9 protein-coding genes are annotated in these 13,390 nt (G+C 60.9%); 8 read left to right on the plus strand and 1 reads right to left on the minus strand.

Features of this window, described 5'->3' with window-relative positions; genetic code table 11:
- Nucleotides 1-41 precede the first annotated feature (41 nt).
- The 5 genes from R5R73_RS04255 to R5R73_RS04275 all read left to right on the plus strand — a co-directional run bounded on the left by R5R73_RS04255 (nt 42) and on the right by R5R73_RS04275 (nt 7,821).
- Nucleotides 42-1,454 carry a Na+/H+ antiporter NhaC family protein gene (locus R5R73_RS04255; protein ID WP_322528887.1) on the plus strand — a complete coding sequence of 471 codons (1,413 nt, stop codon included), beginning with the start codon at nt 42-44 and terminating at the stop codon, nt 1,452-1,454.
- A 74-nt stretch (nt 1,455-1,528) separates the two neighbouring features.
- Entirely contained in the window at nt 1,529-2,542 is a 1,014-nt protein-coding gene (locus R5R73_RS04260; protein ID WP_071231793.1) for a tryptophan--tRNA ligase, read from the plus strand.
- Between the two features lie 160 nt (nt 2,543-2,702).
- Nucleotides 2,703-3,917: a YeeE/YedE family protein gene (locus tag R5R73_RS04265; protein WP_322528888.1), complete on the plus strand. Its 1,215-nt coding sequence runs from the start codon at nt 2,703-2,705 to the stop codon at nt 3,915-3,917.
- 279 nt (nt 3,918-4,196) lie between these two features.
- Nucleotides 4,197-5,879 (plus strand): NAD-dependent malic enzyme, encoded by a 1,683-nt coding sequence (locus R5R73_RS04270; protein ID WP_322528889.1) that lies wholly within the window; start codon nt 4,197-4,199, stop codon nt 5,877-5,879.
- 268 nt (nt 5,880-6,147) lie between these two features.
- On the plus strand, nt 6,148-7,821 hold the full coding sequence (locus R5R73_RS04275; protein ID WP_276233217.1) for a methyl-accepting chemotaxis protein: 1,674 nt from the start codon (nt 6,148-6,150) through the stop codon (nt 7,819-7,821).
- Between the two features lie 249 nt (nt 7,822-8,070).
- Here the strand turns inward: R5R73_RS04275 and acnA are convergent, their stop codons facing one another.
- A complete protein-coding gene (gene acnA / locus R5R73_RS04280; RefSeq protein WP_322528890.1) occupies nt 8,071-10,833 on the minus strand; it encodes an aconitate hydratase AcnA in 2,763 nt (920 codons plus the stop codon).
- A 433-nt stretch (nt 10,834-11,266) separates the two neighbouring features.
- Between acnA and R5R73_RS04285 the strand changes: the two genes are divergently transcribed.
- The 3 genes from R5R73_RS04285 to trxB all read left to right on the plus strand — a co-directional run bounded on the left by R5R73_RS04285 (nt 11,267) and on the right by trxB (nt 13,351).
- Nucleotides 11,267-11,473, plus strand: a complete 207-nt coding sequence (locus tag R5R73_RS04285; protein WP_087717623.1) for a CPXCG motif-containing cysteine-rich protein — start codon at nt 11,267-11,269, stop codon at nt 11,471-11,473.
- Between the two features lie 145 nt (nt 11,474-11,618).
- Nucleotides 11,619-12,221, plus strand: a complete 603-nt coding sequence (locus tag R5R73_RS04290; RefSeq protein WP_087717624.1) for a peroxiredoxin — start codon at nt 11,619-11,621, stop codon at nt 12,219-12,221.
- 179 nt (nt 12,222-12,400) lie between these two features.
- Nucleotides 12,401-13,351, plus strand: coding sequence for a thioredoxin-disulfide reductase (trxB, locus tag R5R73_RS04295; protein ID WP_322528891.1), 951 nt, complete (start codon nt 12,401-12,403; stop codon nt 13,349-13,351).
- The last annotated feature ends 39 nt before the right edge of the window (nt 13,352-13,390 follow it).

Here is a 13,390-nt window from a genome sequence, read left to right on the forward strand (position 1 = left end):
GCGCATCGAGACCTACAATACACAACAATCAAGGAGTCATCATGGACCCTCAGCTGCACTACGGCATACTGTCGCTTTTGCCGGCTTTTCTCGCCATTGTTCTGGCTTTCACGACGCGTAACACGATCTTCTCGCTAGCTGTAGCCTGTGTCGTCGGCGTGACGATCATGGGGCGGGGGCTGTTCGGTTTTCCCAACCTGCTCAAGACATCGTTGGGCACTACGGACTTTTCTTGGATCCTGCTGCTGGAATTGTTCATCGGTACGGTAATCGCGTTCTTCCAGCGTACCGGGGCGATCCGCAACTTTACCGCCTGGGTCGAAGCCAAGGCGTTATCACGTGTGCGCGTGCAACTGGTGGGCTGGTTCATGGGCATGTTTGTGTTCTTTAGCGACTACTTTAGCCCGCTGTTTGTTGGCTCTACGCTCCGCGGGCTGACTGACCGCTACCGTGTCTCGCGGGAGAAGCTAGCCTATATCGCCGACTCCACCTCGGCGCCGGTTAGCGTGCTGGTGCCGATCACTGGCTGGGCCGTGTTCATCTCAGGGCTGCTGATCGGCATGGGACCGATCGAGGACGCGGGAGATGCCATGCAGGCCTTCATCTACGCAGTGCCGTTCAATCTCTATGCCTGGCTATCTGTGTTGGTGGTAGGGCTAGTAATCGTCGGGGTGGTGCCGCTTTTCGGGCCGATGAAGCGCGCCGAGGCCAGGGCGCAGGAAGAAGGTAAGGTCTTCCGAGATGGTGCGGATCCGCTGCTGGGCGAGGAGTTAACCGATCTGGCTCCGTTTGAGGGCGTTAGGACCAACCTGTTTCTGAACTTCGTATTGCCAGTGCTGATTGTGATCGGTGTCGCTGTGAGCACCTTCGTGGTGGTGGGTTCGGCCAAGACGATGGAAGCATTCCTTGCCGCGGCGGTGGTGCTAGGGGCGATTATGCGGTTGCAGGGCATCCCGCTCAACGACATCATGAAGACCGCCACGGCAGGCATGAAGGGTGTGATGCCGGCTATTCTGATCTTGGCGCTGGCTTATTCGCTCAACCAGCTCTCCAAAGATATGGGCACCGCTAACTATATTGTCGAAGTCAGCCGCGATTGGCTCTCGCCGACCCTGCTGCCGGCGATCACCTTTCTGCTGGCGGCACTGATCGCCTTCGCCACAGGTTCCTCGTGGGGCACCTTCGCGATCATGATGCCGATTTCGGTGCCAGTGGCCTTCGTTTTCACCGGCGATATGCTGACGCCACTGATCTACGCCACTATCGCGGCGGTGGCGGGCGGCGGCGTGTTCGGCGACCACTGCTCGCCACTGTCTGACACTACGGTGCTAGCCTCTACTGGATCGGCCTGCGACCATATGGATCACGTGCGTACCCAAATCCCTTATGCTCTGGCTGTCGCGCTAGTCTCGTTAGTAGTTTATTTGTTGGTAGGAGCTATCATCGCCGGATAAGCGTGTTCGCTATGGGGAGAGTGGCAAGGTAAACTGCCCGCACTGTCACTTTCCCCTAGCGATTCGAAGAGTTCATGAGCAAGCGACGCGTTCTTACCGGTATCACCACCACGGGTACGCCGCATCTGGGCAATTATGTCGGCGCGATCAAGCCGGCCATCGCCGAGAGCCAGAATCCCGATGTCCAGTCCTACTACTTTCTTGCCGACCTGCATGCGCTGATCAAGGCGCAGGATCCGCAGCGAGTGCAGCAGTCGCGGCTCGAGATCGCGGCCACGTGGCTCGCGCTGGGGCTGGATACCGACAACGCGATCTTCTATCGGCAGTCCGATATCCACGAGATTCCCGAGCTGACCTGGCTGCTCTCCTGCGTCTGCGCCAAGGGACTGATGAACCGGGCGCACGCCTACAAGGCAGCGGTGGCCGACAACGAGGCCGATGGCCAGAGCGATGCCGATCGCGGTATCACCATGGGGCTGTTCGGCTATCCGGTGCTGATGGCCGCCGATATCCTGATGTTCAATGCCCACAAGGTGCCGGTGGGGCGCGACCAGATCCAGCATATCGAGATGGCCCGCGACATGGCGGGGCGCTTCAACCATATCTACAAGGGCGACTATTTCACGCTGCCCGAGGCGATCGTCGACGAGAAGGTCGAAGTGCTGCGTGGTCTCGACGGCCGCAAGATGTCGAAGAGTTACGACAACACCATTCCGCTGTTCGTCAGCGAGAAGAAGCTGCTCAAGCTGGTGCGCAAGATCAAGACCAACTCGCTGGAGCCGGGCGAGCCCAAGGACCCGGATACCTGCACACTGTTCCAGATCTACTCTGCCTTCGCGACGGAGGAAGAGAGCCTGGACATGCGTCGACGCTATGCGGAAGGCATCGGTTGGGGCGATGCCAAGAACGAGGTCTTCGAGTACTTGAATGCCCACCTGCGCGAACCGCGGGAGCGTTACGAGGCGTTGATGAACGACCCCGCTCACATCGAGCAGGTGTTGATAAAAGGGGCCGAGCGAGCCCGCGCCGAGGCCAATGCGCTGATGGAAAAGCTGCGCATCGCGGTAGGGCTGGGCCGCTTCCAGTAAGCACCTCTCGCGACCGGCAGGCCGGCCTTCGGGCCGGCTTTTTTGGATTTCTCTATATAGCCATAGTATCTAAGAAAAGCACTTTTTGTCGTTTTCGTATTCCCGACTAAAAGACTAAAGTATTGCCCATTCGATTTTAGTCTAAAAAGGGGCTTCGCTTATGACGACGCTGACACGTACGGCGCCTCCGGGGATTGGACGGCTATCGCCCAAGGCCTGGATCGCGGCGGTACTGCTCGCGGTGGGTTCACTGGCCGTTGGCCTGGCATTCGGTGGTAATCAGGGCTGGCTGATGCTGGTCGGCGGTGCGCTGGGGATCGTGCTCTATCACGCCTCGTTCGGTTTCACTTCCGCCTGGCGCGTGTTCATCACCGAACGCCGCGGACGCGGCCTGCGGGCACAGATGGTGATGCTGGCGCTGGCCGTGGTGCTGTTCTTTCCGGCGCTGGGCGCCGGCACGCTGTTCGGTCATCCGGTGCAGGGCTTCGTCTCGCCGATTGGCGTGTCCGTGATCGTCGGTGCCTTTCTGTTCGGAATCGGCATGCAACTGGGCGGGGGCTGTGCGTCCGGCACGCTGTTCACCGTGGGTGGCGGCAACGCGCGCATGGTCATCACGCTGCTTTTCTTCATCGTCGGTTCGGTGATCGGTACGGCGCATTTTGCCTGGTGGCAGAGCCTGCCGGCCTTCCAGCCGACCTCGATGATCGATCTCTTCGGTACGGGCGGCGGTATCGCAGCCAGCCTGGTGCTGTTCGCGGCTATCGCGGCATTAACCATTGCCATGGAAAAGCGGCGTCACGGCCAGCTGGAACAGGCACCTTCGGTCTCCGCCGGGCCCGGCCGCTGGCTGACCGGGCCGTGGCCGATCCTGGCAGGGGCAATCGGCCTGGCACTGCTCAACTTCCTGACGCTGTCATTGGCCGGCCGGCCCTGGGGAATCACCTCGGCGTTCGCGCTGTGGGGCGCCAAGGTGTTTCAGGCCGTTGGCGGCGACGTCACCGGCTGGGGATACTGGCAGAAGCCGGGCAATGCCCAGGCATTGAGTGGCAGTGTCTTCAGCGACATCACCACGGTAATGAATATCGGCATCATTCTGGGCGCCGGACTGGCGGCGACACTGGCGGGCCGGTTCGCCCCGAATTTCCGTATTCCGCTGCGTTCCGTGGCGGCGGCGGTGATCGGCGGCCTGTTCCTCGGCTACGGTGCTCGGCTGGCGTTCGGTTGCAATATCGGCGCCTACTTCAGTGGCATTGCGTCCGGCAGCCTGCATGGCTGGTTGTGGCTGGTGGCAGCCTTCGCCGGCAACATGTTTGGCGTCAAGCTGCGTCCGCTGTTCTTTCCCGGCCCGGCCAAACCCGTCGCGGCCAGCTGTTGACGACTCATGAATGCCATGACGAAAGCCCCGCCAGCGCGGGGTTTTTTCATTGGCGGATAGTCTTTTGGACAGGGGTCTCATGGCGGACATGCCATCGGCGGCGGCAGATGGCATACTGGTCGATCCTTGGCCAGCCATGAGCTGGCTCGGCGTTCATACGGTTGCGTGGCAGCCGTGTGGGCGATAACGACAATGCGCCATCGGGCCTGCACCAACGACCGGTGAGCTCGCCCGTCCGACAGGCGCGTTTCATTCGTTGGTTACCGCGAGAGTCGATTCATGTCCGATCACGCCAAGCGCCCGCTTTACATTCCTTACGCTGGACCTTCGCTGCTGGAAACGCCGCTGCTCAACAAGGGTAGTGCTTTCACCAACGAAGAACGTATCGAGTTCAATCTGGTGGGGCTGTTGCCGCAGAACGTCGAGAGCATCGAAGAGCAGCTCGAGCGCGCCTACCACCAGTACACGCTGTGTCAGAACAACCTCGACAAGCATATCTACCTGCGAGCGATTCAGGACGACAACGAGACGCTGTTCTTCCGCCTGCTGGAAGAGCATCTCGAAGAGATGCTGCCGATCATCTACACCCCGACGGTGGGGGAGGCGTGCGAAGAGTTTTCCAACATCTATCGCAACCATCGCGGCCTGTTCATCTCCTATCCCGATCGTCACCGCATGGACGACATCCTGCGTAGCGCGACCAAGGACAAGGTGCGGGTGATCGTCGTGACCGACGGCGAGCGCATCCTTGGTCTGGGCGACCAGGGTATCGGCGGCATGGGCATTCCGATCGGCAAGCTGTCGCTCTACACCGCCTGTGGCGGTATCAGCCCGGCCTACACGCTGCCGATCACGCTGGATGTGGGGACCAACAATCAGAAGCTGCTCGATGACCCGATGTACATGGGGTGGCGCCACCAGCGTGTATCGCCGGACGAGTATGCGGAGTTCATCACGCTGTTCATGGAAGCGCTCAAGCGTCGCTGGCCGAACGTGCTGCTGCAGTTCGAGGACTTCGCCCTGACCAATGCCATGCCGTTGCTGGAGCGTTACCGTGACGAGCTGTGCTGCTTCAACGACGATATCCAGGGTACGGCCTCGGTCTGCGTGGCGACGTTGCTGGCCTCGTGCAAAGCCAAGAATGCCAGGCTCAGCGAGCAGACGATCACCTTTGCCGGCGCGGGCTCCGCCGGTTGCGGGATCGCCGAGCAGATCGTGGTGGCGATGACCCGCGAAGGGCTCTCGGAAGCCGAAGCGCGCAAGCGGATCTTCATGGTCGACAAGGACGGCCTGCTGACCACCGACATGGAAGGGCTTCACAGCTTCCAGCAGCGTCTGGCACACGATCCCGCCGAATTGAGCTTCGATGGCGATGCGCGTCAGTTGATCGACGTGATTTGCAACGTCAAGCCGACGATCCTGATCGGCGTCTCTGGTCAGCGCGGGCTGTTCACCGAGGAGGTGATCAAGACCCTCAACGCCAACTGCGAGAATCCGCTGGTCATGCCGCTCTCCAATCCGACCTCCAAGGTCGAAGCGGTGCCGCAGGATGTGCTGGAATGGACCAACGGCCAGGCGATGGTGGCGACGGGCAGCCCGTTCCCGCCTGTCGAGATCAATGGGCGCACGATTCCCATCGCCCAGTGCAACAACTCCTATATCTTTCCGGGTATCGGCCTCGGCGTGATTGCGGCCAATGCGACACGCGTTACCGACAACATGCTGATGGCGGCCTCCAACGCGCTCGCCGACAGTGCGCCGATCGTCAAGACCGGTGAAGGTGCACTGTTGCCGGCGCTGGGCGATATCCGCGAGATCAGCCAGGCGATCGCCTTCGCCGTCGGCAAGCAGGCCCAGAAGGATGGCGTCGCGCTTTCTTCCAGCGACGAAGTCCTGTGGGACGCGATTCATGGCCACTTCTGGTATCCGCGTTACCGTCAGTATCGCCGTCGCTCGATCTGATAGTAACGCCCATCAAAAGTCGGGCCGCTGACGATTGCACCCCGAAAGTCGGACACTCAGTCCGACCTTCGGGGTGTTTTTATGACAGGCAGACACGACGAGCAGCGCAGTGCAGGTGGTAGGCAGCGTGAGCGAAGTCAGCGCCTGCCTACCCGAGGCATGCTGAATTATTTTGAAGTGGGGCTTATTTTTCTAGTACTGATGCCGATAGGAGTAACTCAAGCATGCGATTGGCGCTCGCGTGCATGCATGGTGAGACGAGGCGAAAATGAAGAACCTATCTGTCAGAAGAAGCCTGACGCTGGCTCTAGTCGTACTGGTGGCAATGATTGGAGCGATCAGTGGGGTAGGGTTCTACTCCAACAGCACCAGTTCGGACGTGATAGACGAGCTATCAGAAATCAATATTGAGCAGACCAATACACTGAACCGCACACAGGTCAATCTGCTCGGCGTAAGGATCATGCTGGAGAAAGCCGCCGCTCTCAGCCGGCAGTCAGAAGATAAAAATGCTCTGGCTATGCAGCAGCGTGCTCAAGAGGCATTGGACAGAGCGATGCAGCGGTATGCCGAGTTCCAGCGGGTTCCTACGGGTGAGGATAGTCGTCGCGACCCCTATGTCGATGCGATCAATGCCGCATATACGGAGTTGGTTCCACAGACGTTGCAACCTCTGCTGGCCAACAGTGATCCGGACGAGATCAGGCGTGAAGAGCAACGTCTCGACGATAATTTCGCCGCTTTCGATGAGGCGTCCCGCGCGTTCGTCCGCTATGTCGAGGAACGGGGCGATGAGCTGATTGCCGACGATGCCCAGTCGACCCTGATCGTGGAAATCGTATCCATCACGCTGCTCCTGCTGGCGCTGGTCGCCGCGTTGCTCGTGCGTATCGCGATGATTCGAACCGTCGTGAACCCGCTGCAGGAAGCCGTCGATCACTTCGACCGTATAGCCAACGGCGACCTGACAGCCGAGATCGAGAATCGCGGAACCAACGAGATCGGCAGGCTGTTCGGCGCGCTGAAGAACATGCAGGTCAAGCTGAGCGAGTTGGTGCTGTCCCTGCGTAACAGCAGCGATAGTGTCTTCACCGGCGCCGGCGAGATTGCCAGCGGCAGTCAGAATCTATCGACGCGCACCGAAGAGCAGGCTTCCGCACTTCAGGAAACGGCCTCGAGCATGGAGCAAATGGCTTCCACCGTGCGCCAGAATACCGATTCGGCCATTGAGGCCGATCGCCTCTCTTCCGGTGCTTCGCAGGCCGCCGAAACAGGTGGCAAGGAAGTTCAGCGCACGGCGGACCTGATGCGTGAAATCGCGGCGAGTTCCCGTAAGATCCAGGAAATCATCGGTGTCATCGATTCCATCGCGTTCCAGACCAACATTCTGGCGCTGAATGCTTCCGTCGAAGCGGCACGCGCCGGCGAGCAGGGGCGTGGCTTCGCGGTGGTCGCCAGCGAAGTGCGGTTGCTGGCCAGCCGTAGCGCTGATTCCGCCAAAGAGATCCGCACCATGATCGAGGAGACCACTTCCAAGATCGAAGTCGGCGCCGAGCAGGCAGAGCGCAGCGGACAGACCATCAACGAGACCGTGGATGCGATTCGCCAGGTATCCACACTGATGAATGAAATCGCTACGGCGACGCGCGAGCAGAATAGCGGTATCGACCAGATCAACGTGGCAGTGACGCAAATGGACTCGGTAACCCAGCAGAACGCGTCTCTCGTCGAGCAGACGAGCGCCGCGGCTGCCTCGCTCGAGAGCCAGGCCAAGCATTTGGCGGAGCTGATTGCCACGTTCCGCGTCAACGGTGCTGCCGCTCCGGCCACGACGGCTAGTCTGGCCAAAGACGTCCCGCAGTCTTCTTTGCCGGCCCCATCGCGCAAACCGAAGACGAGCGTGCGCACTGTTGCCACCGAGGAGGAGTGGAGCGAGTTCTAGGTCAGCGTCACTGAAAGACTTATCGAGCCTGCCTCGATGAACTGCACCCCGAAAGCTGGATGCCAATTCAGCCTTCGGGGTGTTTTTATTGCAAGCGAGCCGTTGGCAAGGCGCCGAACCGGACCCCGGCGTTCGGTCGAGGTACCGCAACGTCAATGGCGGCAAAGCGGCTTGCCTGTGACCCGACACGAAAAGCCCCACCGGTCGGTGGGGCTTCGTTCGCGACTTGCTTGACTGCTTGAGGCGGGTTTACAGCATGCTGCGCAGCACGTAGTGGAGGATGCCGCCGTGGCGGTAGTACTCCAGCTCGTTGGCGGTATCGATGCGGCAGAGCGCGTCGATCTTCTTCTCGCCCTTGTCGCTGGCGATGGTCACCTTGACGTTGCCGCCGGGAGTGAGGTCCGCCAGTCCTTCGATGGAGATGGTCTCGTCACCGGTCAGGCCCAGCGTTTCGCGGCTCTCGCCTTCGGGGAACTGCAACGGCAGCACGCCCATGCCGATCAGGTTGGAGCGGTGGATGCGCTCGTAGGACTCGGTCAGTACGGCGCGAACGCCGAGCAGACGCGTACCCTTGGCTGCCCAGTCGCGGGAGGAACCGGTGCCGTACTCCTTGCCCGCAATCACCACCAGCGGCGTGTCGTCTTCGGCGTACTTCATCGCCGCATCGTAGATCGACATCTGCTCGCCGCTGGGCACGTGACGGGTGTAGCCGCCTTCGACATTTTCCAGCATCTCGTTACGGATCCGCACGTTGGCGAAGGTGCCGCGCATCATCACTTCGTGGTTGCCGCGACGGGAGCCATAGGAGTTGAAATCCTTAACCGCCACGCCGTGCTCCTGCAAATACTTGCCTGCGGGGCTGTCCGGCTTGATCGAGCCGGCCGGCGAGATGTGGTCGGTGGTGACGGAGTCGCCAAGCTTGGCCAGAACGCGGGCGTTTGTGATGTCCTCGACCGGCTTCGGCTCCTTGTCCATGCCTTCGAAGAACGGCGGATGCTGGATATAGGTGGAGTCCTTGGACCAGGCATAGACCTCGCTCTCGGGGAACTCGATCGACTGCCAGATCTCGTCGCCGTCGAAGACCTCGGCATACTCCTTGCGGTACATCTCGGTCTTGACCTTCTCGACCGCCTCGGCGATTTCCGCCTGGGAGGGCCAGATATCCTTCAGGTAGACGTCGTTACCCTGCTGATCCTTGCCCAGCGGCTCCTTCGAAAGATCCTTGCGCACGTTGCCGGCCAGGGCATAGGCGACGACCAGGGGCGGCGATGCCAGCCAGTTGGTCTTCACCAGCGGATGGACGCGGCCTTCAAAGTTGCGGTTGCCGGAGAGCACCGAGGCAACGGTGAGATCGCCAGAGTTGACGGCTTTCTCGATGGGTTCCGGCAGCGGGCCGGAGTTGCCGATACAGGTCGTGCAGCCGTAGCCGACCAGGTTGAAGCCCAGCGCGTCGAGATCATCCTGGACGCCACCGGCGGCCAGGTAGTCGGTCACCACCTTGGAGCCGGGGGCGAGCGAAGTCTTGACCCAGGGTTTGGTGGTCAGGCCCTTTTCATGGGCTTTGCGCGCCAGCAGGCCGGCCGCCATCATCACGCTGGGGTTGGAGGTGTTGGTGCAGGAGGTAATCGCGGCGATCACCACGGCGCCATGGTTGAGAGAGAACGTCTCGCCCTCGTACTCGACTTCCTGGCTGTCGCCGGTGCGATAGTCGTGGCCGGTCCGGTAGGCTTCGCCGTCGGCAGGCGGGGCGCCCACCGCGGTATCGCCGCCTTCGGACATCCACTTGCCTTGCTCTTCCTTGGAAGCATCCGGATTGTCGCCGTTCATCAAGCTTTCGAACGTGGCTTTCAGGTCGGTGAGGGCGACGCGATCCTGCGGGCGCTTGGGACCGGCCAGAGAGGCTTCGACCTCGCCCATGTCGAGATGGAGCGCATCGGTGAAAGTCGGCTCGGCACCCGGCTGGCGCCACAGGCCCTGAGCCTGGGTGTAAGCCTTGACCAGTTCGATCTGGTCTTCGTCGCGGCCGGTCAGGCGCAGGTAGTTGAGCGTCTCGTCGTCGACCGGGAAGAAGCCGCAGGTCGCGCCGTATTCGGGCGCCATGTTGGCGATGGTGGCGCGGTCCGCCAGCGGCAGGTCATCGAGGCCATCACCGTAGAATTCGACGAATTTGCCCACGACGCCTTTCTTGCGCAGCATCTGGGTGACGGTGAGTACCAGGTCGGTGGCGGTGATGCCTTCGTTGAGCTTGCCGGTCAGCTTGAAGCCGACCACTTCCGGGATCAGCATCGAGACGGGTTGGCCGAGCATTGCCGCTTCGGCTTCGATACCGCCGACGCCCCAGCCGAGAATGCCCAGGCCGTTGATCATGGTGGTGTGGGAGTCGGTGCCGACCAGCGTGTCCGGGAAAGCGTAGGTCTTGCCGTCGACTTCCTTGGTCCACACCGTCTTGCCGAGGTATTCCAGGTTGACCTGGTGGCAGATGCCGGTACCCGGCGGCACGACGCGGAAATTATCGAAGGCGTTCTGGCCCCAGCGCAGGAATTCGTAGCGCTCGCGGTTGCGCTCCATCTCGATGGCGACGTTGTCCTTGAATGCGGAGGCGTCGCCGAAGTGGTCGACCATCACCGAGTGGTCGATGACCAGGTCGACCGGCGAGAGTGGGTTGATGCGGTCGGCCTTGGCACCGAGCTTCTTGACCGCGTCACGCATGGCGGCCAGATCGACTACCCCGGGCACGCCGGTGAAGTCCTGCATCAGTACGCGCGCAGGGCGATAGCCGATCTCGCGAGTCGACTTGCCTTCCTTGAGCCAGTCGGCCAATGCCTGGATGTCTTCCTTCGCCACGGTGGGGTCGTCGGCATAGCGCAGCTGGTTTTCCAGCAGCACCTTGAGCGTCATCGGCAGCTTGTCGATGTTGCCAAGCGTCTCGGCCGCCTTGGGCAGGCTGTAATAGTGAAAGGTCGTGCCTTTGACGTCGAGCGTCGCCAGCGTATGACTCGGGTCTGTAGACATCAGGGTGGTCCTCCTCATGGCGGCGGCTGGGCCCGATACTCGGCACCAGCGAGCCTGTCCGGTTCCTTAACGGCGATACGTCAGCCTTTCTGCTTTCTGACCGTCGCTCGCCTGTCGATGGGGTGTCTTTACACCGCTCTTGTCTCGGTTACTGCCAATCCGCTTCGCCATGTCGAACGAAATCGCACGGTGTCATTCGGCGACCCGGCAAGCGCCATTGCGCAGACTTTGCCGGGCGAATCGGGTTGTCGACAATAATCATGGGCACGATAACACGCATTTTCAATCGGAGGCTTCGCGACTATCGTCCGGTACGGCCTTGAAAGTGGCTGTCGTTGCCACCAGTTTCAGCGTAGTCCGTGGCGACAGACTCTGCAGCGCTACCTGCCTGGCAGCCTGTAGACGCTACCCATTGTGTTTCGGGAGGTTGCTCATGTCGCAGGAGAGAGTTATCGACTGGCCGGTTCACTGCCCGTATTGCGATGCGCCTTTTTCGCTACTGCTGGATGTGAGCGAGGGCGGTTACGACACCTGGGAAGATTGCGCCGTCTGCTGCCAGCCGATTCACGTCGTGGTGGAAACGACGCACGAAGGCGAGTTGGCTACCGTCACCCTGGCCAGTGACGACGATGTGGTGTGAGCGGCCTCGATAGAGATACTGTAAAGACCTGATAGTTAATTGCTATGCGATCTATTACGGCAATTAAATTGGAGTATGGGCGATTAGCCATTAGTCTAGTCGTTCCAGATTCGTAACCCACGACAACCCACTTCAGGAGAAGCTCATGAGCGTACTCGTAGGACGCCAAGCCCCGGATTTCGAAACGGCAGCCGTGATGCCTGACGGTTCCATCAAGGACGATTTCCGCCTGTCCGACAGCAACGGCAAGCTGCGCGTGCTGTTCTTCTGGCCGCTGGACTTCACCTTCGTCTGCCCGTCCGAGATCATCGCCCACGACAACCGTCTGGCGAAGTTCAAGGAACTCGGCGTCGAAGTGATCGGTGCTTCCATCGATTCGCAGTACACGCACCACGCATGGCGCAAGACGTCTCCGGACGCTGGCGGCATCGGTGAAGTCGGCTTCCCGGTCGTGGCCGACGTCAAGCACGAGATCTGCCAGGCATACGGCATCGAGCACCCGGAAGCCGGTGTCGCACTGCGCGCCTCTTTCCTGATTGACGAAGATGGTGTCGTCCAGCACCAGACCGTCAACAACCTGCCGCTGGGCCGTAACGTCGACGAGATGCTGCGCATGGTCAAGGCGCTCAAGTATCACCAGACTCACGGCGAAGTCTGCCCGGCAGGCTGGGAAGAAGGCCAGGAAGGTATGAAGGACACCGCCGAAGGCGTGGCCAAGTACCTGGGCACTCACGCCGGCAACCTGTAAGCGGCGTGATCATCGAAGGCGGCCCGTCGGGCCGCCTTTGTCGTTTCTGGTATCATTTCGCCGATTGCAGTGTCCTGTGGCATGACCCGGCTGCGGGCGTGACTCGATAGCGGAGTCATGCCACAGGACGTTGAGTATCGATATACGCCAACCAAATCGTTGATTGAATCGAGGTAGTCATGAGCGACGCGCGCCACGAACGTTTGATTATCCTGGGCTCCGGGCCAGCCGGTTACACGGCCGCCGTCTACGCCGCGCGGGCGAATCTCAAGCCGTTGCTGATCACGGGCATGCAGGCCGGCGGGCAGTTGACCACGACCACCGACGTCGACAACTGGCCGGGCGACGAGGAAGGTGTCCAGGGTCCCGAGCTGATGGAACGCATGCGCAAGCATGCGGAGCGTTTCCAGACCGAAGTGCTGTTCGATCATATCAATGAGGTCGAACTGCGCGAGAAGCCGTTCACACTCAAGGGGGACAACGGCACCTACACCTGCGATGCGCTGATTATCGCCACCGGTGCCAGCGCCCGATATCTGGGGCTGCCTTCGGAGCAGCAGTTCATGGGGCAGGGCGTTTCCGCCTGTGCTACCTGCGATGGCTTCTTCTACCGCAACCAGCATGTCGTCGTGGTTGGCGGCGGCAATACGGCGATGGAGGAAGCGCTCTATCTCTCCAATATCGCCTCGAAAGTTACGCTGGTTCATCGGCGCGATAGCCTTCGTGGCGAGAAGATCCTGCAGGATCGTCTGCACGAAAAGGTCCAGAGCGGCAATATGGCAATCGAGTGGAATCACACCCTTGACGAGGTGCTGGGCGACGGCAGCGGCGTTACCGGTGTCCGGTTGCGTTCCACGCTGAGCGGCGAAACCAGGCAGCTCGATGCCATGGGTGTGTTCATCGCCATTGGCCATACGCCGAATACCGGTATCTTCGAAGGCCAGCTCGATATGGCCAACGGATACATCCGCGTTCAGTCCGGGCTGGAAGGTAACGCCACGGCGACGAGCGTCCCCGGCGTATTCGCGGCGGGTGATGTCATGGATCACGTCTATCGTCAGGCCATCACTTCCGCGGGCAGCGGCTGCATGGCGGCGCTCGATGCGGAGCGGTTCCTGGACGATTTGTAAGCCGGGCTGCGCTCGGAGTTTGAAGAGCGGCAGTGCGTG

The organism is Salinicola sp. LHM (assembly GCF_034479735.1).
Lineage (GTDB): Bacteria > Pseudomonadota > Gammaproteobacteria > Pseudomonadales > Halomonadaceae > Salinicola > Salinicola salarius.